Raw genomic sequence first — 24,218 nt, forward strand, 5'->3', positions numbered from 1 at the left:
GATGACCCCGCTAAAACAAAATGGTTGGAATTTTCAAGCAAGTGTCACTTCATTGTACAAAACCAATAACTTCTACAATACCCCAAATAGCCTCTCGTTCTGTGTTAGCTTACTAACTATAACAATATAGTTGCTTGACAATAAATTGGTAGTTTCATAAAACCCTCTTTTTCTGAGAACATCCCTCGTAGGCCCTAATTATGCTTCCATACTTTCCTTTGCCACGAACACTGGCCAGCTCAGCTTCGAATTTGAAAAATCGGTCAATTATCTCGTCATGCAGGAAGAAAGATTGGTAATCGCTCGATGCATAAATTTTTTTCGGCTTGTTGCCGATCCATCCAATCAGGCCGATGTAATCGTCAAGATCAACATCACGGACTTCTTCTAGAAATTTGTATTCCTCCATACCACGCATATTTCTCGCAAGATGGCAATTTAAATGCTTTATAACCAAGGTATTTGGTATCAGATTCTTGTTATATATCCAGACAAATCCTGCGGGTAAACAGTGACTTGGATGCATCTTTAATATGGAATATATCCACACTAGTGGATATATTCCATATATTTGTTACGTTGAGACAGCAAATGGCAAAGAGTTATTTTACACTATTGTTTCAGAGAAATGGTCTGGCTGTACTACTATGACCAGCACAGAACGAAACACTTTAAAGAACTTTTAGGCAGGGAAGCAAAAGACTTCATTGACAAGCGTAAACTCACTGGCAACAATGAACGAAGTTATCAGCAGGCTTGAAATTGCTATAAGGCAGTTCTGGCCAGATGCCTTAATGCTCCGGCGGAATCAAAGCAGGCTTGGTGAGCCGTCTTCATATTGGTTCTTACTTGAACCTGGATCCAGAGATTTGATCAGGGTATTTCCTGGCCGGGACCGAGCAACATTCTATCTCTCGTGCTTTCAGTGTACTGACAAGGATATGTTGGCCAAATTTATATTTGATCTTGAAAGGTTTGGCAGTGATATGCTTATGCTGCCTTACAGCACGCAAAATCTTGAAGTCTTACTTACAGGTGACAATTATCTGATCCGCAATGTTGGTACCGTGGCCAGATACGAGACGCTGCTTTTAGCGAATGGCAATTAACTCATGACTTATGCAGCCAATGGTTTCCACTAATGAAAAAAGTGTGCAGGGTGGGTGACCTAAAAAGCGAAAACCATAAATATCTATTTAGCATAGCAAAAGTTATACGAGTCGCGTCTTTGAATTGCTATATATGCTGGGTCGATCACTGAAAGACCTGATTGACTGGGTGGCCTACCTGAAAAAATCAAGGTGTAGCGCAGCGTAGCCTGCACGAATCTATTGATACATCCACTTCGACGGCCAAATTGGTGTTTCACCTCTTTGGAGCTCTTGCTGAATTTGAACGCAACCTGATCCAGGAGCGAACCATGATCGGATTGTCAGCTGCCCGTTCCCGGGGCCGATTGGGAGGGCGCCCCCAAACACTTAATGCAGATAAACAGCAGCTGGCCATTCAGCTTTATGAAGCTAAAAAGACATCTGTCAAAAAAATATGTGAAATGCTTGAGATCAGTAAGCCTACCCTTTACGCATACATAAGGGCAAACCCAAAACAGTAGTTTACGATCAATGCGTAGTTGATATGGTTGCCTATTGTTTTATGTTTAGGATTGCCAATTTTCAATGCAATCACCTATTTTTTTTATTCTGGCTGACCAAATGTTATAATTTATATAAGCCTGAGTGGCGACGAGCAAGACCAAACCAACAAGCATCCAGCTTTTCGTAGTATTGAGCTCAATGGAGGAAACAAAGAAGATTAACAGACAAATCAATGAGACCGTCCGTGTAAGCAAAGATACCATAGCGTATCCTTTAAGCTTTTTGTGATATCTGCTCATTGACTGTAAAATATTTTTTCCGGATATGATGTTTTTTGCGGCCAGGTAGCCTGTCAAGCTATGGATGATGACCATGAGAAAAGATCCGACAAGTAACAAATTGGCGTATAATGGTTTTTTGTCCCCATCAAACATCGTATAGTAAACAGCCAGAAATAAGACGTAAGACACCATTTCTATCGCAAGCCGCAGTCTGATAGCATTTAACTGACTATTTCCTTTTCCGTTTTTTAGCATTGACTGTTCTTTCATGCCGGTATTGTCTGGCTGAAGGTTTTTCCAATCGTTTTTAAGTTCATCTATATTCATTTTGCTGGATTTAAGATTTTTTTTAACCTGGATCTTATTCTTCCCATCTTTACGGCAATAAGATTTTCGCTCAGTCCTGTAATTTCTGCCATCTCGCGGTAGTCGACGTCTTCAAAATACAATGCTAGTAAAGCCCTGTCTGCTTCATTTAGCTTTTTTAGTATCATAAACAGCTGCTCTTCTCTTTCCCGGTTTTCACAATCAATGTTGCTGTCTTCTTTATCCGGTAACCGCTCGGTAAATGATAAAATTATACGCTTCTTTCGATAGCATGCCATTGCGGTGTTAAGGGCGATCCTGTATATCCAAGTACTTTGCTTGGACTTTCCCTCGAATTTTGGGAAAGACTGCCACAACTGTAAAACTATCTCTTGAAAAAGATCCTCTCGATCCTCAGGGCTGTCCCGGTAAAGTCGTGACACCTTGTGAATGGTGGCTTTATGCATGGCGATCATCTCCAAAAACTGTTTTTCCATGCTATTTGTTTTTGACAAAATGAATTGATTGTCCCTTTAGGTTGGCTTTGAAACCTTTAATGGTGTCATCTGAATCTTTTTCAAATTCAATCTGCACTGATACCTTTTTGCCAAAAAACACAGAGCTATCCGAAGGATACAATTCAAAGAATGGATTTTGGCCCATTTTCGCATAGAGCTGTGCTCCTTTTAAAAAAATCGCTAGTTGGTGGCCATTGTCCGCAGTGTATGTTCCTTGGAATTTATCAAGCTGCGATTCTTCCATTATTATAGAGGTACGTAAAACCGGCATATCAAACCTGTCTCCGAAAACGATGCTTTCAATATTAGACTGCATTTCCCCGACAGGCAAAGTGGAAACATTACTTAGGATAACCACAGAAATCTTTGCATTTCGATAGTATCCCGAAATAGCAGAACATCCAAAAGTACCCCCACCGGTAAAATTAAAATCTCTTTCTCGGTTTGAAGTTCTCCTAAGAAACCAGCCATAACCATAAGATTCGCTACGTCCATTAACCGGTTGTGAATTTTGAATTGCGAATAGCTGGTCTGTGACCATTTTGTTGAAGTGGCCACCATTTATGGCATTGTTCCATTTTAATAGATCGCTCACAGTTGAATACAGGTTGCCTGATCCCTTCATTAAAGCGTAGTCTCGATGTGGTGTCGCGATAAGTCGATCTGCTAATTGATGATAAGGGGAAACCATTCCACTGATAACGTCTGCTGCATTGCTTACTCCTGTGTGATCCATACGCAATGGATGTGTAATTTTCTCCCTTAGGATGGCACCATAGCTTTTATGGTAAATGATTTCCAGAATACTTGCCAGAATAAAGTATCCAGGACTGGAATATTGCGTCTTTGTCCCTGGAACAGACAATAGTTTTAGTTTGAAAATCTCGTCCGTGGCCTGCCGGTCCGAGAGTGGAAGAAACGAAACTTCCTGCCAGTAATTTGCTATCCCTTCGTTGTGCGGAAGGCCGGAGGTGTGGGTAAGCAATTGCCTGATAGTTATATTACTCCAATCTGATTGACCGAGTTGGGGGTAATATTTATTGAGTTGATCGCCAAGTGCTAACTTGTTCTCTTCGGCGGCCAAAACAACCAACATAGCAGTAAACTGTTTGGTGATTGATGCTATTCGAAAAACAGGATCTGCGGAAAAATTTACGTCAAGTTCAAATGATGCTTTTCCTACGGACCGTCGATAGATTACACTATCATTGCCGGCAATCATGACTGTACCGTTAAAGCCGATTAATTGCTGCTGTACGCTCAAATAACGGTCAATCAAGTCTGTCCGTTCTTTTTGAATCTGGGCTATGGACCTGGTGGGAAAGCCTGGCAAACAAATAAAAACGAGTATAAATATTTGTAGTCTGTTCATCTTTTTCTTTTTAATCAGCACCATTAGTAGCGATTTATTGAAAAAGATGACAGGTAGTAAAGAAATATTTAATTACTGAATACAAATATTACTGGACCTGTACGATCTGATGAAACTTAACAATCAAATTCCAGATTTAAATTAAGTTGATGGGAAATTTCGTACAAATGTTGGCAGCTCCCCATAAGACTTACCACCTACTCGTCATGACTAGTATCAAAAAGTTCGTCTCACAAATGTGAAATCAAAATGTTGACTGAACCTATTTTTTGAGCCAGGTTTCCTAAATCAAAGCATGCAGAGTTTTGAACTTTGAGATAGCTCAGGAAGGTATGAGTTTTGGCAACGGTAAACTCATACTACCCATTCCCTATCTTGAATGTAAGTCTCCTGAAATGACAGGCAATGGATGATAAGGGTTTAGGAACTTGGTTTAACTGAAGTCTTCTTGCAGGTCTTATCGCTAATCACGTCACTTACCAGCACTGAAAGCACAGGTTTCTCTTCCGGTGAGCACTTGACTTTCCAGCAAAATGCTCACCGAATTGCTCACCAATTCGCACAACTTTTTAACATGGAGCGTCAAAAACAATATTGACAGTTAAGTAGTTAAATGCCTTAAAACAGTTATAGCGGAGGAAACGCCTCCGCTATAACTAATTGAATTCTAATCACTTATGCCCCCAGCAGAGAGAGAGGGATTCGAACGATTGACTTAATGTTCTGAGAATCAGACTAATATTTGTTTTCAAGAGTCCCTTCCATGATGAACGAAGCGTCCAAAATTCCGATAAATGCTATTCTTCTAACTAACTGATTATCAATAGCAAACAATTCTCTATGTTTGTAAAGTTAATGACTTGATTTTTGACTTCAAAAAGCCTTGCGTGATTCGTGGAAACTTTTTATTCTATTTGTAAATTATTCATAATCTCATACATCTATTGAATCGGTTTAAGGATGTTCCATTCGCAGAAGTTTGCCAAAGATAATGTTCGCAGATTCCATGGCCAAAGTAATATCTACTACTTTTTCATCGATTTCATACCCACTTGGTAATACAAGAGGTAAATTAATTAATGAGCTCTTGGTACCTATAAAAGATCCATCAAATATAGAAACTTGATCAAACAACGATAATCAACAAAATTAAGTTATGCACGGTGAATTGTACTGATACAAGACAGTGATTAGGTTAGTGCTTACGGATAGTAACGTTACACCACGCCCTAAGAAAGATTGTTAGTGTCAGAATACTTACAAAAGTTGGACTTTGGTAAAACTTGACCGTATTGTGAATTTACAGATTTTAGTATAGGATCTTGCCATCGTAATCTAAGCACTGCGCGTCGTTCATAAAAGCGATTAGACGAGGCTGTTGTAAAAGGATATTGTGCTCATTAAGGAAATGTGGTGGTAAACTGGGAAACTTTCGAGCTGGTAGATATCCTTCACAGATCAAAACTAGATTGCTGGCTAGGAATCAAAAATCTACTGGATTGCAAAATCTTCCTACTCAATGATCAAACTTTATCCCGCTGTAAATTACGACGATACCAGGTCCACGAGAGTTTACCGGTGACGGGATAATTAACTTATTTCCATGTATCCGAATGATTGAGTGTGCCGACAATGGCAAGATGGTGAAGCTGGCCCCAGTATTAAAAGCATTCGCCGGGAGTATGAAAAGGCAGCAAGATGTTTGTGGCATTGCGTGACTGATAGTAACCAATAATTGCGCAGCATAAGCAGCACTTTCACGATTTACCGATTCAACGCAACCGGTAAATAACTTTTCGTGATATATTGGATTACTGACAGCAGTATCAATCTATTTTTCTCTAAATTAACAATTCAAAATAAGGAGCCGCAGCCGCTAAATATTGACACGCACACTTATGCATCTTTCCAAAAAACCTAATCTAATAGGAAGTTTATCCTTCATCATAAGCTAAGTAAAGTTCTCCATCTGACACACTAACATTTTCAAGAGATTACCATTGGTAGGATCAGAATCTATGGAACTTTAAACAGCATAAATATGCTCGGCTCTGAAACTTTGGACGTCGCGATAGGAATCATTTTTGTTTTCCTAATCGTTAGTGTGATATGTTCGGCAATTCGCGAAGGCCTAGAAGGTTGGTTTAAGACACGTGCGGCTTACCTTGAATATGGTATCAGGGAGTTATTGCATGATCCCGATGCGACGGGTCTTGCGAAGCACTTTTTTGAACACCCGCTGATATATAGTTTGTTTGCAAAAAGCTATGCGCCGCAGGACAAAGGCGAAAAGCCGGGTTTGCTGGCCAGCGGCCGGAATCTTCCTTCTTACATTCCTTCTAAAAATTTTGCAAGGGCATTAATGGATATGGCCGCGAGGGGGCCAGAGACAAGCGTAGTAAGCAGTGATCCTAACTCGCCAATACTGTCGCCGCAGAACATCCGGATGAATATCCTCAATCTTGGTAATCCTGGTGTTCAGAGGATATTGCTGATCGCGCTGGATTCTGCGGGCGGCGATTTGAATGTGATGCAGACGAACATAGAAGAATGGTATAACAGTGGTATGGACCGAGTTTCAGGATGGTATAAACGATCTACAGGTTGGGTTCTTTTCTGGATAGGGCTTTTCGTCTCAGTTTCTTTAAATGTCAATATTATTACCGTTGCCAATCATCTTTACCGCGACAAGCCAACACGGCAGGCACTTATAGCGCGGGTGGAAGAAGCAGCTAAAGACCAAACGTATATCAATAAAGGTTATCGGCAAGCTATGAGTGAACTCAATTCACTTTCACTGCCACTTGGGTGGGATCGTGTTGATATCGGTTTTCCTGGTACCGTTCGTAAAAGCTACATTAAAACAGGCGGGATATGGACAAAAGTCGGTGTTAAACGGGGCTGGTGGGACTACGTTGTGCTACCGCTACTGGGCTGGCTCTTAACGGCATTAGCAGTTACAATGGGAGCTCCCTTTTGGTTCGACCTTCTTAACAAATTCATGGTGATCAGGTCGACTGTAAAACCTCATGAGAAGAGTCTGGAAGAGGATTCCGAAGATCGTCAGTTATCCGGCAACGAACGATATCGATCCGAGCCGAAACCGGGTTCAAATCAGGGCACCGGATTAGGTTTTCCAAGATATCCTGATCGCCAGCAAATGATTTCCGTACCTACTCCTCCAGATGATGAGAGTACAATTGATTCGTGCGATGGGCACAACCATGCGTTAACAGTAGCAGAAGTCACAGAGGATTATGATTTACCACAATCACAAGGAGGTGTAGCAAAATGAGCCATTCACTGATCTGGTTACCCGATGTGCTTGCCGCAGCGGACCTTAAAATAGCTTTGGTAGATGGGTGGGAAACCCGTGGTAGTCGTGATGTGGGGAATATCTTCGGTGTGATCTGTCACAATACGGTGGGGCCGAAAACAGGCAACATGCCAAGCCTCAACGTGCTTGTCAATGGTCGGGTTGGCGGAACGCACCCGCTACCAGGACCGCTATCACAATTAGGCTTGGGTCGTGATGGAACTTATTATATCATCTCCGCCGGTAGATGCAATCATGCGGGAAGAGGTATCTGGCAGAATTTTTCCAATGGCAATTCTAATTTCATTGGTATAGAAGCTGAAAACACCGGCGGTGCCGATGACTTCCCTTGGCCAGCAGTGCAATTGGACGCATATCACAGAGGAGTAGCAGCGATATTAAAGCATGTTGGAAAAGGTGCCGAATTCTGTGCAGGGCATAAAGAATACGCCTTACCAAAAGGACGAAAACCTGATCCAAGCCTGGATATGGACATCTTTCGGTCGCACGTGGCTGCAATTCTGAGTGGTAGAGCACCTGCACCCGTACTCATACCAGCAGCAAATACAACCGGTAAGCGGACCATCAGAAGAGGAGGTGACTACCCTGAAAATTTAATTATCGAACTGCAAACGAAACTTGATATAACAGTCGACGGTGATTTTGGACCAAAAACGGAGGCAGCCGCGCGCGCATTTCAATTAAAAAACGGGTTAGTTCCTGATGGCATTGTCGGCCCGAAAACGTGGGCATTACTCGATTCACAGCCCTAAGCACCGCTGATGAGCAAACTATTCTCTTTTAGCCGGACTCAAGTAATTATCATAATCACCGTGTCAGTCATGCTGATCTTGGGCGCAGCGTACATCTTTATATATATCCCAAACCACAAAAGAAGAGTTGAAGAGCTGAGGTTCAGGTGCTTACAAAATGTACAGGCCAATATTAAGGCTAAAAGGGACAATTCGGTTGCACTGCTGAAAAACCTGCTGGTGACCCATATGCTGAACAGAGAAAATTACGACAGGCGTACTCTTCGGAACTACATCTCCGAATACTCCATGGACAATTTCACCTTGATGCAGCCCAGTCCTGCCAAAGGTGTGCCGGGAATTGATACAGAAATCAAAAATATTCCAGACCATACCCTTGAAGCGATTGACGCAAAGTACGCCGACAATGTAATGATTACACTGATTCATGACCAGCTCAATATTTTCCTTACCAAAGGTGAATACAGCATTGGAATGAAATACACCTTGAATCAATTTTTTGGCACGTTGCTGCCTCTTGATACTTATGACCAATACTTGGTGTTGCTCGACACTTCGATCATTTACCAGACGTTTGAGACTGGTATCACTAAAATCCAGGCGGACTCTTTGCCTACTAGACAAGGTGCTTTTTCTAGAGATCAGGTAAAAGATGTAGTCATCGGGGGTACACAATACAAGCTGTTTGCGCAACAGTTGAACCTCGACAAAGCATCGGTGCTCACTGTAATTGGCTTGCTGAAAAAACAGACTTATCAGGAAGAAAAGAATGAGCTACCGGGTAATGTGGTTATTTTTCTGATGATCATTTCAATAACCACAATCCTGATTCTGCCCTGGATCAAATTGTATCAGATAGGCGGACAGGACCGGCTTACCGCTGCGGACGGAATGCTGACGTTCCCAATCGCCATGCTATTTATATCAATTCTCTTCTTCACCTCATTCAAATACAATTTCGGTTTCGGGCGTGCCAGGCCTAATTCTGAGGATAGTAAGAAAAAGCTGGCAGCCGAACTGGAAAGTGCATTTATGAGGGATGTAAAACAAGCCTATAATGACCTGACACTACTGGATAAACGATTTCGCGAATGCAGCAGAAAAGAATCGCTTACCGGCGAAAACGTAATTCCAGGCCTGGGGATGATCAAAAAAATATTCAACGAAAGGAATATCGACAGGGTATTCTGGCTGGACGGTTCAGGTCATGAATTAGCCAGTTGGACATCATTTGCCCAAAATGCCCCAGCAGGTATTTTCTCAAATCGAGAATATTTTAAGAATATCAAAGTTGGCAAACCTTTCTTCCTGAAAAAAGGCGAAAAATCCTCCATGTATCTTGAACCTGTAATTTCCTGGGTTTCAGGAAAATTCGTTTCGGCTATTTCAAAACCGTCCGGCGAAGATACGATTGCAGCAATGTCTTTCAATCTAAAAACTTCAGATCAGTCCATTCTTCCTTCGGGGCTTTCGTATTGCATCATTGACGAAAAAGGCAAAGTGCTCTATCATTCCAATTCTTCAAGAAACCTGAACGAAGATCTGTTCTCTGAATTGACGGAGCCAGAAACGCTGAGATCTTCGGTACTGGCAAGAAGCAATGTGTTTTTCAAGTCCAGCTACCGCGGTAAAAGATATGACATTTATGCAAAATCATTCGATAACCTCCCATTTTATGTCGTTGTTTTCGAGGATACACAAATGAAGGTCAACAGGGATATGAACGTTTCCTACTTCTGCTTTTTCATGCTGCTGGTTTTATTCTTGATCATTATTGTAGAGTTGCTGTTGGTTTTCTTGCTTTCTTATCAGAGTTCTTATTTCAAGAAACATTACTTCGATATTTCATGGATCGGCCCGGACGTACGGTTTCATAACCAATATGTTCTTTCAATTGGTTGGAATATCTTGAATATTCTGCTATTGTGGGTGATTTATAATTATGTTCATTTTCTAGAATTTCTGGCAATCCAGTTAGTATCGGTTACAACCATTGTTCTTTTTTTGAATTATCAATATCAGTTCTTCTACAAGAACAAGCAGGCAGATACTGCGAAATTCAAAACCTGGGTTTCGTGGGCTTTGATCGGCATGATCCTTTTTATCACATTAATTGCCCTGTTTTTCTTACCCAAGTGTCCGGTTTCCCTACTTATATACGAGCTCTGTCTTATTATGCTTATCGGCATTATAAGGGTATCCAGGTACAAGTGGGAGTGGATCCTGGATAAGAGATGGAGGTTCCAACCAGTCAGGGATTTAAGTCACAGTTTTTCCGTCATGGTATTTTCCGCCCTGATTATTACCAGCGGAATTCCGGTTGCTGTGCTTTTTATAGTTTCGAACACCCAGGAGCTTAAAATGTTGGCCAGATATCGGCATAAGCAATTTGCAGATGAGCTCATCAGACAGTACCCGACCCTAGGCTATATGGATGTGCAACCTGCGGCAAAATCCAGTAAAATCAAGATTCCAAATGCGTTTTCTGACGGTAATTGGATTAAAGATGTTGCCATTGTCAACACGTTGAATTTCGAGACATCCCGCGACACGGAATTTGTTGAGAAGGCTCGTTTAGACACTATGTATTATCAGCTCATACCATACCATGCCGATGTAACGCCTAATTTAAGCGAGTTTAACCATTCAAGTTCAACGGGCTATTCCTACTATTATGATGATGGATTAAACATTACCTATTTGCGCTTACAATCCGGAAATTATCTACGCATAACGTCGACCCGCTTGCAATATGAGAACTCACTGGATATTGCAAATAACAAGAAAAACGCGCTTTTGTACTTGTCGGTGTTTGCATTAACTCTCTTCGCTTGTTGGGCCATTCTGCATCAGATTCTAAGAAAATTATTTGCAATGGACTTTCCTGCACAGGATTACTGGAACAAGGTTGATGACCTTATCCTAAGCAAACCGGATCTCAATTCACTGCTTTTTATATTAGGCGCACCTGGTTCGGGGAAAATGAGAGTTATTAAGAAAATGCTGGCTGATAACAAGTTTCCTCGCCTGGTAAAGAAAGAAGATTCTGATGAATTTAAGTCAGTGCCCGTAACTTGCGATGATTATGAGGAGCTGGACTTATTTCAAATCCCGGAAAATTTAGATGACGAGGAAGTAAAGGAGTGGAAGAAAAGTGTTAGCAGAGTTTACCTGTCCGAAAAACCCCTTATCATCGTCAATCACTTTGAGTATGACATTAAAAATCCGGCAACCAACCATTATAAGCTGGAACTTCTTGAAAAGCTGATGCAAAAGAAAGACTCAAAGATTATGATCGTCTCTACGGTTCATCCGATGCATTTTTTAGATTCGCTCAGTAATCAGCTTCAACCCGGGAAACCTAGTGAAAGCCTCACTCAGAATGACCGCGAAAGATGGCAGGTGATTCTCGGACATTTCAGGATTGTTGTTCATCAACTCAAAGTCGGCACATGGGAGGACGCAATAACCTACCCGCAGGGACTTCGGATATTGTCCGAGGAAACGAACCACGGTCACTTTCTGGTTAAAATGCAGGATCCGATCCAAACAGAATTTAAAAAAATGACGGCTCTCACCAATGCGGAAGGAAGCGGGGTGGCGGCAAAAATCGGCATATCTGCGCACTACTTTTATACATATGTATGGCAATCGCTCACAAAAGAAGAGAAATTCCTGCTGTATGATCTGGCCGAAGATGGGCTGATTAATCCGTACGACGATTATAACATTACCATTCTGATCAGTAAAGGGCTGATCATCCGGAAAAACGGGCTATTAAAATTGTTCAATGAGGGGTTCAGAAACTTTATCCTAACGGCTATTGGGAATTCTGAAGTGAGGCTCATCCGAAATCAGATCAGGGAAAGTGGAAACTGGGGTAAGCTGAAAACGCCACTGACCGTAATCGCTGTGGCGGTGCTGGTTTTTCTTTACGCATCTCAAAACGAAGTTTATTCAGAGATAATTAAATACGTCGGGGTCATTACAGTCGTAGTACCAACAGTTTACAAAATATTCGGAGCATTGGAAAGTGTATTTGCAGCAAAGAACTTATTGGGCGATCGAAAAAGTAACACAAGCTAGGTTGATGAAACACCAAACATTTGACACATAGATCGGTCTCATTTTATCGCCTAATTTGTTTCCTCGCAAATGACTTTACCGAATACTCAAATTTTCAGGAAAAGTTAGCTTTACACTTCGTATATATTTAATTTTTAACACTTTAGACTGGCATTTGAATGCCGGTACCACCATACGAAGATCTCACTACATTCTTATCGGAATTACAATGTTAGCTACCTGAAAGGATAACATTAGCTCACATATTACTGGATTTATTGATATGGCGATCGAATTCGAGATATACCCATTTGCGGCACTGGACGGTTTTGCCTGTTCACTTTGGCGACTCAAACGGAGCAGCCCGGCGCTACGTGGGCCGGTATTGCTCGTGCACGGGGCGGGAGTCAGAAGCAACCTGTTCAATCCCCCAACGCGATTCAATCTGTTGTCCGCTCTGGCAGAACAGGGCTATGACGTCTGGCTTAGTAACTGGCGGGGAAGTATCGCGTGCAAAGCCAATGAATGGGACCTTGACCAGGTTGCAATGTTTGACCATCCGGCGGCAGTCAGAGAGGTACGTGCGCAAACCGGGGCCGAGTCCATCAAAGCAATCGTCCATTGCCAGGGATCCACAAGCTTTATGATTGCCGCTGTGCAGGGATTGTTGCCCGACGTCAAAACAATTGTGTCCAATGCGGTTTCCCTCCATCCAATAGTGTCACCCGCTGCCAATATTAAAATTAATGCATTTGTCCCGCTGCTCGAACCATTTGTTAAATACCTGGATCCGCAATGGGGTGAAAACCCGGAAGGTGGCGTTGGTCATTTGTTTCGGATTTTGGCTAAAATAAGTCATAGAGAGCACGATTCGGATATCGGAAAAATCGTCAGCATCATATACGGAAGTGGATATCCTGCGCTGTGGGAATTACCCAATCTATCTGCAACGACAATTGACTGGATCAGGGGTGAATTCGGGAAAGTGCCACTATCATTTTTTAAGCACATTAAGAAATGCATTAATGCAGGTGAGCTGGTATCCTTCAACGGAAGCCAGTCTTATGCGACAGTTAAACCATTAACAGATAGCCGGTTCGCATTTTTTGCCGGAAAACTAAATAAATGTTTCAGCTACCAAAGCCAGGTCAAAACGTACAAGTACTTCAACGGTTTTCGAAGCGGTTTTCATCAATTATATCTTTACCCTACTTACAGCCACCTTGACGTCTTTTTCGGGGAGGAAGCCAATTCGGATATTTTCAGTGACATTATTAAAGAGCTAAACCAATAAATGCTGATATGAAGATTCCAAAAAGGATCAGGGATTACACAGGCAAAAAGTCCCTAGTTGACGGCATCCCGTTTACCCTTCCCGTTGAAGCCACGAAGTCCCCAGCAATTATGGCCGGCTTCTTTTGCGATTATGAAAAAGCCACCGAACTGATGCCGGGGAATGAGTTACACCCTTTCAAGTATATAAATGGAAAGGCGCTGTTTATCGTCACGGTAATCGATTATCGTGTGACAACGATAGGAAAATATATAGAGTACAGTCTGGCCATCGCATGCACTAAGGGCGCGCGCCCGGGTCCTAAATTATTACCGGCAGTTTTTATGAAATCCTATGGTACAGGTCAGTATGTTCTGGATCTTCCGGTCAGTTCAGAAATATCGGTAAAAGGCGGCAAAGGTATATGGGGAATGCCTAAACACCAGGCATCACTGGACTTTAAAATAGAGGCAAACCAGATATCGTCGCAGTACGAAAAGGACGGCGAATTTGCATTTCGGATTGAAATCGAAAAGCCTCAGAAAATATGGTTGCCAGTGTCCCTCGCAAGTGTGAATTATAGTCATTTCAGGAATATGCTGGTTGCTTCGTACATCTATTTTAAAAGCAAGGCGGGACTACAAATAGGAAAAAGCGCGGTCGGCAGTATTTATGTCGGCGATCATCCGCGTACCCGATACCTACGCGATCTAAAAATAGAAAGCAGCCCTTTCTTCACGATGTACCTTCCCGAAATACATGGTGTCCTTGATGATCATTTTGACTGCTGGTTCGTCACCTATGATAGTATGCCGGCTACGATGAAATCTGATGGCCTCGACAGTATAGTAAATCTAAAATTAAACGAAGAATGGCTTGCTCCACCCAAATTCACAGATTACCAGAAATTCAAAATCTGATATGAAAAATATTTTCTATGCTGTTGCGAAAGGTTTATTGTTTGCTGCATGCTCAATGTACTTCGGCACAGGCTGGTCGCTTGTCCTGTTCTCATTTCCAATTGCAAAATCACTGACGCCGGACAACTACTACTTACAATTTGTACCACAAGTTACCGCCGCTACGCATTTCTTCACTTATATGACAATGGTGATGATCGCCTGTTACGGCATATTCATTATCGAAAAATGGCGAAGCAGAGAAAAATGGGTTCCTATCACCGGCTTGATATGCATCCTGGCTTCGACTTTTCTAACAATGAAATTTATATTTCCATATAATGAAAAAATGTCTTCCGGGATCAAAGAAATCAATGAATTACAGATTGTACTCAACGATTGGATTGATCTGAACATTTTGAGGGTAGCGATCTGGACGGTACAGTGGCTGGTGGTAATGTTCTATTTTTCAATAAATGTCTTTCGATATGAAAAAACTCATTAATCCCCTCCTGATTACAATATCACTGATCACCATTGCGTCCGGTATTGCTCAGATCATTGCACCAGCTTTTGTCCTAAGCAAGATCAGTCTTACAAACAGTACACTGGACGGGCAGTTATTTGCTACGATCGGCATGTTCATGGCTATTTTCGGCACATTATTACTGCATGCATTGTACAGCCCCTTTCCAAACCGGGCAGCAGTATTATGGTGCGCAGTTCAGAAATTTGGCGCATGTGTGGCAGTGATATATGGGGTGCACAGGGAGTTATTCAACTTCCTCGCATTGGCCGTAGCCATTTTTGACTTCTTTTCAGGGATACTGATCGCATACCACTACTTATCGAGCAAACGGGCATGATACACGCGATCGGCAAATTTTTCTTCTATACGTATATCGGAACAGTTGTCCTGGCCGGTTTTTGGGGAGCATTCATTAATCCCGTTTATGATTTCAGAATCCTTTTTAGATGGAAGTGTCCGAGTTAACTGATCTTCAAAAAAACACACTTTTAAGTCAATACAGATTTCTCAGGGCATTGGAGCTTGGATTTGGTGTGGTCTCAATTATCCGGGCAAAAGAGATTCTCAACACAAAGAACATGAATTTCATATTTCTGTGCATTATGACTTCGGGAGTCTTAGCAAGAGCTGTTGGAATGATCATGGACGGCGCTCCATCACGACTCTCCTACTTTTTCTGGGGATATGAATTAATCGGTATAGCAGTGATACTTCTTGATACACATAAGCTTTATGGCTCAGGCAGACACGCAGCAGTATAATCGTTCCCTGGTATTGGCAGGCGGCGGCATCAGGTTGGCATATCACGCCGGCGTCCTCATGGCTTTGGAGGAAGCAGCGATTGAGTTTAACCATATTGATGGCACATCCGGCGGGATATTTGGTACCGCTATGCTCGCATCGGGTATACGGCCGGTTGAAATAGCCAAACGGTGGCGCGCACTCAATTTGATGGGATTCGTTTCTTTTCTACCCTTTCGTAAATACCTGCATATCTCGCAGCTTCCCGCCATGGCAAGTGAAGACGGGATCCGCAAAAAAATATTTCCGGCACTTGGCATTGACATTGCGGCCATTAACGCAAACAGTGCATTCACTGCCACCTTCAATGTCTGTAATTTCTCTCGGAAAAACCTGGAATCGATCAGTAATAATATCGTGACTGAAAACCATTTACTGGCAGGAATGTCACTTCCGATGTTTATGCCCGCTATAAAAATAGGTGACTACTGGTACACTGATGCGGTATGGATAAAAGATGCCAATATGTCCGAAGCAATCCGACAGGGCGCAGATGAAATATGGCTCGTCTGGTGCATTGGCAATACAAGCGAATACGCCAACGGGACCTTCCGGCAGTATGTAAATATGATTGAAATCAGCGCGAACAGCGGATTATTTGCTGATCTGGAACTTATAAAAAAGGAAAATGAAAACCGATTAGAAAAGAATTTAAAACCAATAGCTATTTATATTATTAAACCTAAATATCCACAGGAACTCGATCCCGACTTTTTCTTTAATAAGGTCAATGCAGACACGCTGATCAACAGGGGATATGCGGATACTGTGCGAATGCTACAATCCAGAAAACCCTTTTCAAACTGGGATAACATACCGACCGCTACGTCCATGGAGGAGCCGGGCATATCCGTAGCTTTCTCCCACGAATTTACCGGTAATATCTATTTCAATAATGCCGAAAGGCCCGCTAAGGTACATCTAAACATGGTTATCAGAGAAGCGAATGGCAAGATTGAAACCGACTCGTCATCTTCGATACAATTGTCAGACGAACTTGTCCTTTCTGGTTACGACAATTCCATTACCTGCAACAAATCAGATCTGCATTGTACAATGAAATTTAAATGCTCCGGAGAGATTCTGAACGTATCACTAGCTTTCGAGCGGCCATATTTATTTGATATGCTGACTGGATTGGCGTTCAAAACAGCACACGCCACATTAAAATCTGAAAACGGCAACACAAGTGAATATGTTTTAACTCAGCCAATCCGGGACCGCATCAGAAACTTGTTTTATCAAAATGTCTCTGGTGCAAGCAGCTGGCTGGCTGGCATGAAGGCGAAGATCCGATTATTCAAGATTATATGTAGTCACTGAAATTAACGACAATAAAAGTATGGAAAATGAATACCGCCAGGCACCAATGATCAATTGGTTTTATCCTTCTATCCTTGCGCGATCGGGAATAAAATCCGTCGTGTCAAAACTATTTGGTAATTATGCTGATCGCCGGGAAATTCTGGCAACGCTGGATGACCCCGCAGCACAGTTAGAATGGAATAAAGCCACCGACGAATACAAAAACATGGATGAAATCTGGGTCGACTACATCAGCGACACCGGGGATGGATTTAATGCAACCTATTCTGTGGCCGTCACTGCGGCGCAACCCTTATTAAACTTTATTGTAAACGAAACTTCCACGGAAATTCCACGCGGTGATATTCTCATATTGGGCGGCGACCAGATTTATCCGACACCCACAAAAGAAGGCTATGAAAACAAATTTAAGGTACCCTTCGAGGCCGCGTTTCCAAAATGTGAACCAGGCGAAAAGCCGGCACATCTCTACGCAATTCCAGGAAACCATGACTGGTATGATGGCCTGGGTAATTTCTTAAAAGTATTTTGTCAGCAACGCTGGATAGGAAATTGGAAGACATATCAGTTAAGAAGTTACTTTGCTATTCCCTTGCCGCACGACTATTGGCTGTGGGCAATTGACATCCAGTTAAGCGAAGATATAGATAAGCCACAGCTCGACTACTTTAAAAACGTTTCCAGAGAAAAAATGAATGATGGCAGCAAAGTGATCCTGTGCACTTCTGAGCCCGCGTGGATTTACAATATGCTGCATTCCGACGATACGTCATTTGAAAGGCTGGAATTTTTCATTAGCAAATACATTAGAAATGAAGATTATGAAAATGGGAATAAACATAAGCTGGCAGTAGTTTTAACCGGCGACCTGCATCACTATTCACACTATGAATCCATTGGTGGCAAGTGGGGCGACCTGCACTACTTTGTGGCGGGTGGTGGTGGTGCGTTCATGCATCTTACCAATAATTTGCCCGACCAGTCAATCTTAAAAGAAGCAGGAACATTAAGTTTTAAAAAAGCATTTCCGTCAAGAAATGAATCGGAGAATATGACATGGAAAATACTATTTTTCGCCGGCTTCAATTTTTACTTTTCCGCATTGATTGGGGGCTTTCACGTATTATTTTTCTGGTTTCTGATTAATAATTCACACGGCCCACTGCAAGGTTCCAATTTCTTACTGAGCGCTATCAATCAAAGTATACCAATCTACTTGCACATTGTTTACACAAGTATGTTGCATTCTCCGGCATCCATGCTAATTGCTTTACTGCTCGTCTCCGGATTCTTCCTGTTTACCGACGTGAGAAGCAGCAAAATATCCTGGCTTGCTAAACTATGGGGACTACTACACGGCCTTATTGAATTAGTCGCTGTTCTCATGGCCATTTACACCAGTATTCAGCTGACATTGGAAGAGTATTCCATAAAGCAGGTGGAATGGCTGTTTCTGGTAGGTACAATCTGGCTGACCGGTACCCTCTTCTCAGGTACTATCATGGGCTTGTACCTATTTATCTCGAACCGTATTTTCAAAACACACATTGACGAATCGTCTTCTGCATTGATTGGTGAAGATTTTAAAAATTTTCTGAGATTAAAAATCTCGTCCGATTCCCTTACCATTTATCCTATCGGCATAAGAAAAGTGACAAAGAAATGGAAAACCCGTATGCAAAACGGCACTCCGGCTTTCGAAGGAGAATTGCCGGAGTGCGTGCTCATATCAGATCCTATCAAAATAACCTTTCAAGAAAATGAAACTATCAAGGCCGTTTACGGAGATAAAAGCAAGCTATGATGTCATTGTCATTGGCAGTGGCTATGGAGGAAGCATTGCAGCAGCAAGATTTGCGAGCTCGGGAATGAGGGTCTGTCTTTTGGAAAGAGGTAAGGAGTTTTTATCCGGAAAATTTCCGGATACCATCGAATCATCCGCAAAGGAAATGCAGATTAATTCGGATTTCTTTGAAGCGCGGACCAATGGGCTTTACGACTTCCATTTCAGTGAAAATATTTCAGTATTCAAAGGCTGTGGTTTGGGAGGAACATCGCTTGTTAATGCAAACGTATCCATTCGTCCTGAGGACAGAGTTTTTACAGACGTTACCTGGCCATCCGAAATTCGCGAAGATCTTACATCATTAAATGATGGATTTGAGCGTGCCAGAAACATGCTTCGCCCAACGAAATATCCTGAAGGCAAACATGGTTATCCTGTGCTTCCCAAAACAGAAGCTATGCGGGAAATAGCGGGCGCCCTGGACGAGCCGTTCCAACTTGCAGAAATCAATGTCAATTTTGAAACCGGAACCAACCATGTCGGCGTGTTTCAAAATAAATGTAACAACTGCGGTGATTGCGTTACGGGATGTAATTCTGACGCAAAAAATACACTTCTAATGAATTATCTTCCCTATGCTGTCGGATACGGTGCTGAAATTTATTGCAATATCGACGTAAGTCATATCTCGAAATCGGGTGATAAATGGCTGGTCTATTACGAAGTATTTGATTCGTTCCGTGAAAAGTTCAAGGCTCCGCTTCTTTTTTGTCAATCTGCCATCGTCATTGTTTCCGGTGGTGCTTTGGGAAGTACTGAAATTTTGCTGCGATCGGGCCAAAACGGTTTGCCTTTATCGGCACAATTGGGGCAAAGGTTCACGGGCAATGGTGATGTACTTGGCTTTGCTTATAACTGTGAAAAACCCATATCAGGAATCGGAACCGGCAAATTTCTCAAACAAAATAAAGAAGCCGTCGGCGGGGTTGGGCCCTGCATTACATCGATCGTGGACATGCGCCATCAAGAGCAACTTGAAAAAGGCATAACGCTTGAAGAAGGAAGTGTGCCTGGGGCGATTGCTGACATGATCAATATCAGTATGTTATCCCTCGAAAACCAGATTGGCATTGATACTGATGGCGGTTTCTCGGACTGGTTAAGGGAATCCGCTGCCGAGGTGGTGAGTCTGATCGAAGGACCTTACGCAGGTGCAACAAATAAAATGCAAACTTTTTTGATCATGTCGCACGATGACGGAAAGGGGCAATTATTTTTAAAAAACAATAAGCTGGATATAAAATGGCCTGGCGTGGGCAGCCAGCCTGTTTTTGAATTGGCAAATGAAAAAATGCTGGAAGCAACCAGGGTATTGGGCGGAACTTTTATCAGAAGCAGTATCTGGAACGAACGCATGAAACACGGACTGGTGACCGTACATCCACTCGGAGGATGTTGCATGTCCGAAAGCGGCAGTTCCGGTGTGACCAATCATATCGGTAATGTATTTTCGGGCAATACAAATGATGAGGTACATCCCGGATTATATGTTTTGGATGGTGCTATTATACCGCGCCCGGTCGGCACCAATCCATTACTAACCATTTCGGCATTAACGGAACGAGCCTGTAAAATCATTATTGAAAAAACGGGAAGAACGCTAATGTACGATTCACCGACACCGATTATTAAAGAGGAGCAAAAGCTACCTGCTGTACAATTTACTGAAACCATGCGTGGTTATTTCAGCCTAGTGGAAAAAAGCGGGTTCGACGAAGCTTTTCTAAAGGGAAAAGAGGCCGGCTCTCCAATGCTGTTTACGCTCACAATCCAGACCGGGGATATTGAGAGTTTTGTGTCAAATCCAATGCATGAAGGTCGGATGGCCGGAACTGTTATTGCGCCCGCACTTTCGTCTGAACCTCTGACAACAAGTGATGGTATATTTAATTTGATGATCGATAAATCTACTACTTCAACCGATAAATTAATGCAATATCAAATGGTTTTGAATAGTCATAACGGAGAACAATTTTATTTCGTCGGATATAAATTAATGCATAATGATCCAGGGCTGGATGTCTGGAATGATACCACAAAACTTTTCGTCACCTTATACAAGGGAATGGCGCCTGGGGGGGACCTTATTGGAAAAGGCATCCTCCAAATTGTCCCTTCCGATCTTGTAACCCAAATTGCAACCGTGCGTGCGCTAAACGCAACAACTCCATACCAATCTCTCGAAGCAATAACAATATTCAGCCAGTTTTTCGGTCAGAATATTTTACAAACGTATTGCCAAAGTATTTTATAACAATTCAACTGATTCGATGGTAGCACTTAAGTATTATACTTTACATTTTTGGAAAGTTTGTCACTCTATTTTAAGAAATATTCTCAGACTCAGACTGCTTGATTAGGTAACTAATTATATTATTACTCTAAATGGGCTATATTCTTAAAATGTAAATTTTGAATATTTAGCTATATTCCGAAAGCTGGATAACCGTTCAGCGTGTCTTAGCGGTCTCTTATTTTTTAGAATCATATCCTTGCTTGAAATTAATAGTAGAGTTTTTTTTTAAACAACTCAAATAGTAATTATAAACTCGTAGAACAAGTGCTCAAATATTAATTTTACCAGCAAACAATTATATTTACGCTTAGAAGTAAAGATCTACTATTCGTTGAAACGCTACCAATCAACTTGAAATCTATCGGCCCGCTTTAACTAATCATTGAAATTCTGGTTCTGAACTGATGACCCATGATGGGCATATTGTTGAATTTTCACTTTGTCGATCGGACATAGGTTAAGTTACTAATTTTTCTGCGTGAATTTTGGTGAAATCCGTTTTAATAATTTGGATGGAATTGTCGTAGCGAATTACAGATGATTTTACTCTTAGAAATCCATCTGACTAACTACGGGGTGCGGGGATAATTTGAATCAACTCGGCATACGTGGTAAGAAAAGAAGGCAATACGAAGAGAGGTCGAGGAAATACTCATCGGTTTGCCTTAGCCGATGTCTTATCACATCGGCACCAAATGTAGTGACGAAAAATCAAGGTTGTGTCAATCTACAATTTTATCTTAGAGAATTACTTAGTGGCTACGATATCTTAAAACTTTTTGAAAAGTAGCTACAAATGTATTCGAAGATCTCAAATAGCTGGTAAAAATTTTGAAGTTATCGTCATTTAAGACACGATAGTTATGGTAGTCGCTTGAATAAGTTATTTCAAAACCCTGGGGAAGTAAAATTTGTATCCTAACTAGTGTTTAGACATAGACATGCTAACAAAGTCTTCGTGTATCGAGAATTCATGACATCTTATTCAATAAGCTTTCTTCCAAAAAGAGATCGTTCGATAGTTTTATAAAAAATCCCTTCTACTTTAAAGTGTAAGAGGTTAACTTTTAATGTGCAAAATGCGCAAGGTAATAAGCTATTTCGAACCATTACAAAAAATCAAAATTATGACAACTGATGTAAAATTTACCATTAACCTAAACGGTCACGCTGGGATTACTCTGTTCGGTATCAACAATGCATTTTTCGATGCTGATGAAATGGAGCAATTGTTTGATGAAAATGATGATCCGGATATTATTGAAGGAACAATGAAAGATGTGATTATTCTCGACGACACAGTGAGGGTACGAGTTAAGTCCGTAGGCACGCCATTTAGATCTTGGTCCTTCACTCTCGAATTGAATGACGAAAAATTTCCAGAGAACCCAATAGAGTTTAGAATTAAGTCGGATGGGCGTTTTGAAGGAGCAGAAACCGTAGAACTACCATGAAAAGTTTGGTCACTTTAATCATCATCCTAATGATGAATTCCATCAAAATTATTGGCCAGCCAACTACTCAGGACGCTACGGGTAAGGGAACGATCTTAAACCATGGTACGTATATCAGCTTGGACCCTACGAAACCCGAAGTCTCACTCGGAATTAATAATCTAACTCTTAAAAACATAACAGAGACGAGCAATTTTGTATATGGTGGATATCTACAAGGAAAAAGCGAGGAAGGAATTGTCAATATTTTTTCCGAGGGAATACCTGCTGCCGGTGCAGTCGGGAGGCTTAATCTTGGTTGGAGATGGAGTAACGCTCGACTTCCTAAGTCAGCCGAATCCGGTGTAAAAGAAATAGAGAGTAAGTTGACAGTTGAATTTGTAGATCTCGAGAATGACTTAAAGGATAAAATTCGAAATCGAATAAAGACATCAAGGCAGAATTTAAATCCAGCAGCAGAGAAGAAAATGATCGATGCAGTTGAAGCATTTTTGAATGGAAATAATAAGGTGCTTACAATCTTGGGCATTTTTAAGATTGAGAATGGCGATCCAGCCGAGGTTCAACAAGCAAAAAAAGTTTTTGAAACGTTACTTACACCTGTCATCAATGAAGGGAAGAATGACTTTGCGGATTTGAATGAGCGAATCGATAAACTCATTTTTGCTGACAATCCTGATCAAGACCCTTACATTGAATTTATCCCCTTCGCATTTTACGGCCTCACTGGCTCATCATTCAAATTAGCATCGGGCACAGACACAAAAAAGCTGTCAGGAAACTTTGAAGATAAGATGTTACGTGGCTATGATTATGGAGTTGGCTTCAATTTACGCAGAGCATTTTTGCAGCTCGGATCGACGCTTGCATTTGTTAAGACGTCAAATTTTAAATATATAGACAAGGTTGAATACACCCTACGAACCACGACGACTCAGGACGATGGGAAAGCAGTTCTTGTTAGTGAGAAAAAAATTACTGCATACCAGGGCGATTTTCAGCGCATAAAAGCAAAGGAGGTAAACGTTGACTTGATTGGCTATGCTCCACTTTCGCCTCGTGACATGATGGTTATTAACTTATACGGACGCTTCACAGCTGGATCGGAGGACAAAGTTAGATATCCGAATAGATCGGATTTTGGGTTGGGCGTGTATTTGCACAAAAACGATGGGAAATTTTTGGGAGGACTTTATTTTCAGTTACCTGATACGTCGGGAAAAGTGACGGAGCTACTGGAAAAAACTGCACCGTCTCGTGCCATAAAAAGGTTTCAGTTCGGACTAGTCACCCGTTATTCAATCACATCGCTATTAGGGTGGTGATAGGGAGGGATTTATGAGCTTTTAGACTTTAAACAAATCATGATATCTTTGACCTAACAAACAATGTGCCATCGATCATCAAAATCGCTTGATAATCATGCTCGAACAGCGGCTCGGAAGCAATAAACTAACCCTTGCCATTATTGAAAATATAAAAATAATTCTGCAATCAACAACTAATACCCAGGTTTTCGTAGTGATTGCTGGCCACCGCCTTTAGTCTTCATTAATCAATCATCGATT

General features: G+C 41.7%; 19 protein-coding genes and 1 pseudogene. 16 read left to right on the forward strand and 4 right to left on the reverse strand.

Translation table 11 applies throughout. From position 1 onward, the window contains the following. Window positions 1–154: 154 nt before the first annotated feature. Entirely contained in the window at window positions 155–409 is a 255-nt protein-coding gene (locus tag HWI92_RS11450; RefSeq protein WP_204663829.1) for a hypothetical protein, read from the reverse strand. A 325-nt stretch (window positions 410–734) separates the two neighbouring features. Between HWI92_RS11450 and HWI92_RS11455 the strand changes: the two genes are divergently transcribed. The 3 genes and pseudogenes from HWI92_RS11455 (at window position 735) to HWI92_RS25610 (ending at window position 1,612) form a co-directional block, all read left to right on the forward strand. Further along, entirely contained in the window at window positions 735–1,109 is a 375-nt protein-coding gene (locus HWI92_RS11455) for a hypothetical protein (RefSeq protein ID WP_204663831.1), read from the forward strand. A 197-nt stretch (window positions 1,110–1,306) separates the two neighbouring features. Further along, window positions 1,307–1,444 (forward strand): annotated as a pseudogene (locus HWI92_RS25605) (recombinase family protein); the annotation flags it as partial. Beyond that, on the forward strand, window positions 1,421–1,612 hold the full coding sequence (locus tag HWI92_RS25610; RefSeq protein ID WP_374757900.1) for a helix-turn-helix domain-containing protein: 192 nt from the start codon (window positions 1,421–1,423) through the stop codon (window positions 1,610–1,612). The pseudogene HWI92_RS25605 and the gene HWI92_RS25610, both read left to right, overlap by 24 nt. Window positions 1,613–1,657: 45 nt before the next feature. Here the strand turns inward: HWI92_RS25610 and HWI92_RS11465 are convergent, their stop codons facing one another. From HWI92_RS11465 to HWI92_RS11475, 3 genes are read right to left on the reverse strand one after another with little or no spacing between them, the layout of a single operon-like run. Continuing rightward, on the reverse strand, window positions 1,658–2,203 hold the full coding sequence (locus tag HWI92_RS11465) for a hypothetical protein (protein WP_204663833.1): 546 nt from the start codon (window positions 2,201–2,203) through the stop codon (window positions 1,658–1,660). Then, the gene (locus HWI92_RS11470) at window positions 2,200–2,679 is read right to left on the reverse strand and encodes an RNA polymerase sigma factor (RefSeq protein WP_204663835.1); all 480 of its coding nucleotides are present in this window, start codon (window positions 2,677–2,679) and stop codon (window positions 2,200–2,202) included. The genes HWI92_RS11465 and HWI92_RS11470 overlap by 4 nt, the downstream gene beginning before the upstream one ends. A gap of 1 nt (window position 2,680) precedes the next feature. Continuing rightward, complete coding sequence (locus HWI92_RS11475; RefSeq protein WP_204663837.1) at window positions 2,681–4,072, reverse strand: serine hydrolase domain-containing protein; 1,392 nt, start codon at window positions 4,070–4,072, stop codon at window positions 2,681–2,683. A gap of 2,041 nt (window positions 4,073–6,113) precedes the next feature. Here HWI92_RS11475 and HWI92_RS11480 point away from each other — a divergent pair. The 13 genes from HWI92_RS11480 (at window position 6,114) to HWI92_RS11540 (ending at window position 23,975) form a co-directional block, all read left to right on the forward strand. Beyond that, on the forward strand, window positions 6,114–7,367 hold the full coding sequence (locus HWI92_RS11480) for a hypothetical protein (RefSeq protein ID WP_204663840.1): 1,254 nt from the start codon (window positions 6,114–6,116) through the stop codon (window positions 7,365–7,367). Next, entirely contained in the window at window positions 7,364–8,161 is a 798-nt protein-coding gene (locus HWI92_RS11485) for a peptidoglycan recognition protein family protein (protein ID WP_204663842.1), read from the forward strand. The genes HWI92_RS11480 and HWI92_RS11485 overlap by 4 nt, the downstream gene beginning before the upstream one ends. Window positions 8,162–8,170: 9 nt before the next feature. After that, on the forward strand, window positions 8,171–12,247 hold the full coding sequence (locus tag HWI92_RS11490) for a cache domain-containing protein (RefSeq protein ID WP_204663844.1): 4,077 nt from the start codon (window positions 8,171–8,173) through the stop codon (window positions 12,245–12,247). A 262-nt stretch (window positions 12,248–12,509) separates the two neighbouring features. Further along, a complete protein-coding gene (locus tag HWI92_RS11495) occupies window positions 12,510–13,520 on the forward strand; it encodes an alpha/beta fold hydrolase (protein ID WP_204663846.1) in 1,011 nt (336 codons plus the stop codon). Window positions 13,521–13,528: 8 nt separating this feature from the next. After that, complete coding sequence (locus HWI92_RS11500; protein WP_204663848.1) at window positions 13,529–14,419, forward strand: acetoacetate decarboxylase family protein; 891 nt, start codon at window positions 13,529–13,531, stop codon at window positions 14,417–14,419. 1 nt (window position 14,420) lies between these two features. Next, window positions 14,421–14,903 carry a DUF1772 domain-containing protein gene (locus HWI92_RS11505; protein ID WP_204663850.1) on the forward strand — a complete coding sequence of 161 codons (483 nt, stop codon included), beginning with the start codon at window positions 14,421–14,423 and terminating at the stop codon, window positions 14,901–14,903. Next, on the forward strand, window positions 14,887–15,264 hold the full coding sequence (locus HWI92_RS11510) for a patatin (RefSeq protein WP_204663852.1): 378 nt from the start codon (window positions 14,887–14,889) through the stop codon (window positions 15,262–15,264). Before HWI92_RS11505 ends, HWI92_RS11510 begins: the two co-directional genes overlap by 17 nt. Before the next feature lie 109 nt (window positions 15,265–15,373). Beyond that, the gene (locus HWI92_RS11515; RefSeq protein WP_204663854.1) at window positions 15,374–15,688 is read left to right on the forward strand and encodes a DUF4345 family protein; all 315 of its coding nucleotides are present in this window, start codon (window positions 15,374–15,376) and stop codon (window positions 15,686–15,688) included. Continuing rightward, window positions 15,660–17,051 (forward strand): patatin-like phospholipase family protein, encoded by a 1,392-nt coding sequence (locus tag HWI92_RS11520; RefSeq protein WP_204663856.1) that lies wholly within the window; start codon window positions 15,660–15,662, stop codon window positions 17,049–17,051. Before HWI92_RS11515 ends, HWI92_RS11520 begins: the two co-directional genes overlap by 29 nt. A gap of 19 nt (window positions 17,052–17,070) precedes the next feature. Next, the gene (locus HWI92_RS11525; RefSeq protein ID WP_204663859.1) at window positions 17,071–18,858 is read left to right on the forward strand and encodes a metallophosphoesterase family protein; all 1,788 of its coding nucleotides are present in this window, start codon (window positions 17,071–17,073) and stop codon (window positions 18,856–18,858) included. Beyond that, window positions 18,815–21,154, forward strand: a complete 2,340-nt coding sequence (locus HWI92_RS11530; RefSeq protein ID WP_204663860.1) for a GMC family oxidoreductase N-terminal domain-containing protein — start codon at window positions 18,815–18,817, stop codon at window positions 21,152–21,154. The genes HWI92_RS11525 and HWI92_RS11530 overlap by 44 nt, the downstream gene beginning before the upstream one ends. Window positions 21,155–22,275: 1,121 nt before the next feature. Beyond that, window positions 22,276–22,650 carry a hypothetical protein gene (locus tag HWI92_RS11535; RefSeq protein WP_204663862.1) on the forward strand — a complete coding sequence of 125 codons (375 nt, stop codon included), beginning with the start codon at window positions 22,276–22,278 and terminating at the stop codon, window positions 22,648–22,650. After that, window positions 22,647–23,975 (forward strand): hypothetical protein, encoded by a 1,329-nt coding sequence (locus HWI92_RS11540; RefSeq protein WP_204663864.1) that lies wholly within the window; start codon window positions 22,647–22,649, stop codon window positions 23,973–23,975. Before HWI92_RS11535 ends, HWI92_RS11540 begins: the two co-directional genes overlap by 4 nt. The last annotated feature ends 243 nt before the right edge of the window (window positions 23,976–24,218 follow it).

The sequence above is a fragment of the Dyadobacter sandarakinus genome, from assembly GCF_016894445.1.
Taxonomy (GTDB): Bacteria; Bacteroidota; Bacteroidia; order Cytophagales; family Spirosomataceae; genus Dyadobacter; species Dyadobacter sandarakinus.

Excerpts from the sequence above, each read along its gene's own strand:
- HWI92_RS11450 (WP_204663829.1), bottom strand. The coding sequence starts at position 409 with ATGGAGGAATACAAATTTCTAGAAGAAGTCCGTGATGTTGATCTTGAC.
- HWI92_RS11455 (WP_204663831.1), top strand. The coding sequence starts at position 735 with ATGAACGAAGTTATCAGCAGGCTTGAAATTGCTATAAGGCAGTTCTGG.
- HWI92_RS25610 (WP_374757900.1), top strand. The coding sequence starts at position 1,421 with ATGATCGGATTGTCAGCTGCCCGTTCCCGGGGCCGATTGGGAGGGCGC.
- HWI92_RS11465 (WP_204663833.1), bottom strand. The coding sequence starts at position 2,203 with ATGAATATAGATGAACTTAAAAACGATTGGAAAAACCTTCAGCCAGAC.
- HWI92_RS11470 (WP_204663835.1), bottom strand. The coding sequence starts at position 2,679 with ATGGAAAAACAGTTTTTGGAGATGATCGCCATGCATAAAGCCACCATT.
- HWI92_RS11475 (WP_204663837.1), bottom strand. The coding sequence starts at position 4,072 with ATGAACAGACTACAAATATTTATACTCGTTTTTATTTGTTTGCCAGGC.
- HWI92_RS11480 (WP_204663840.1), top strand. The coding sequence starts at position 6,114 with ATGCTCGGCTCTGAAACTTTGGACGTCGCGATAGGAATCATTTTTGTT.
- HWI92_RS11485 (WP_204663842.1), top strand. The coding sequence starts at position 7,364 with ATGAGCCATTCACTGATCTGGTTACCCGATGTGCTTGCCGCAGCGGAC.
- HWI92_RS11490 (WP_204663844.1), top strand. The coding sequence starts at position 8,171 with ATGAGCAAACTATTCTCTTTTAGCCGGACTCAAGTAATTATCATAATC.
- HWI92_RS11495 (WP_204663846.1), top strand. The coding sequence starts at position 12,510 with ATGGCGATCGAATTCGAGATATACCCATTTGCGGCACTGGACGGTTTT.
- HWI92_RS11500 (WP_204663848.1), top strand. The coding sequence starts at position 13,529 with ATGAAGATTCCAAAAAGGATCAGGGATTACACAGGCAAAAAGTCCCTA.
- HWI92_RS11505 (WP_204663850.1), top strand. The coding sequence starts at position 14,421 with ATGAAAAATATTTTCTATGCTGTTGCGAAAGGTTTATTGTTTGCTGCA.
- HWI92_RS11510 (WP_204663852.1), top strand. The coding sequence starts at position 14,887 with ATGAAAAAACTCATTAATCCCCTCCTGATTACAATATCACTGATCACC.
- HWI92_RS11515 (WP_204663854.1), top strand. The coding sequence starts at position 15,374 with ATGGAAGTGTCCGAGTTAACTGATCTTCAAAAAAACACACTTTTAAGT.
- HWI92_RS11520 (WP_204663856.1), top strand. The coding sequence starts at position 15,660 with ATGGCTCAGGCAGACACGCAGCAGTATAATCGTTCCCTGGTATTGGCA.
- HWI92_RS11525 (WP_204663859.1), top strand. The coding sequence starts at position 17,071 with ATGGAAAATGAATACCGCCAGGCACCAATGATCAATTGGTTTTATCCT.
- HWI92_RS11530 (WP_204663860.1), top strand. The coding sequence starts at position 18,815 with ATGAAACTATCAAGGCCGTTTACGGAGATAAAAGCAAGCTATGATGTC.
- HWI92_RS11535 (WP_204663862.1), top strand. The coding sequence starts at position 22,276 with ATGCGCAAGGTAATAAGCTATTTCGAACCATTACAAAAAATCAAAATT.
- HWI92_RS11540 (WP_204663864.1), top strand. The coding sequence starts at position 22,647 with ATGAAAAGTTTGGTCACTTTAATCATCATCCTAATGATGAATTCCATC.